At 50.1% G+C, this 559-nt stretch carries 2 protein-coding genes; one reads left to right on the top strand and one right to left on the bottom strand.

Going from position 1 to position 559, the window contains the following annotated elements:
- On the top strand, nt 1–211 hold a 211-nt coding region (locus tag ACLO87_RS16950; RefSeq protein WP_430224365.1), incomplete at its 5' end, for a MurR/RpiR family transcriptional regulator.
- A 29-nt stretch (nt 212–240) separates the two neighbouring features.
- On the opposite strand, the gene ACLO87_RS16945 is transcribed toward ACLO87_RS16950, so the two are convergent.
- On the bottom strand, nt 241–438 hold the full coding sequence (locus ACLO87_RS16945) for a transketolase-like TK C-terminal-containing protein (RefSeq protein ID WP_430224364.1): 198 nt from the start codon (nt 436–438) through the stop codon (nt 241–243).
- Nucleotides 439–559: the final 121 nt, after the last annotated feature.

Here is a 559-nt window from a genome sequence, read left to right as displayed (position 1 = left end):
CTATATTAAATCTCCGTTATCAAAACTCTCCACCCATCAACTCAATACCGCGGTCAGCGATAAAATCTTCTTTGAAGCCTTCGACTCCACTCGCGTTCCGGCAATGGGCGTTATTGATATGCTGGTGCTGTTGTTTATGTATAAAAACAAGGCGCATTACGAGAAATACCGCACCCGTGAAGAGTTTCTTGGCTCCCGTTTCAAGGGGTAAAAGGTCATCCTTTCACCCCTTGTGCAGGTTTAGCTGTTCAGTAGCTCACGCGCCTGCGCCAGGACATTTTCCGGCGTAAAACCAAAGTGTTTGAACAACACATTCGCCGGAGCAGACTCACCAAAGCTCGTCATGCCGATCACTTTACCGTCCAGGCCGACGTAGCGTTCCCAGAATCCGGCGATGCTGGCTTCTACCGCCAGACGTTTGCGTACAGCTTTTGGCAATACCGATTCTTTGTACGCCGCATCCTGATTATCGAAACGCTCGGTACACGGCAGAAACCACGCGAACTTTACGCCCTTCTTCCGTTAACGCTTTTGCGGCGCTGACCACTAACTCAATCTC

It is taken from the genome of Paenalcaligenes sp. Me52, from assembly GCF_050487965.1.
Lineage (GTDB): Bacteria > Pseudomonadota > Gammaproteobacteria > Burkholderiales > Burkholderiaceae_B > Paenalcaligenes.
This window is presented reverse-complemented; position numbering and strand designations above follow the sequence as displayed.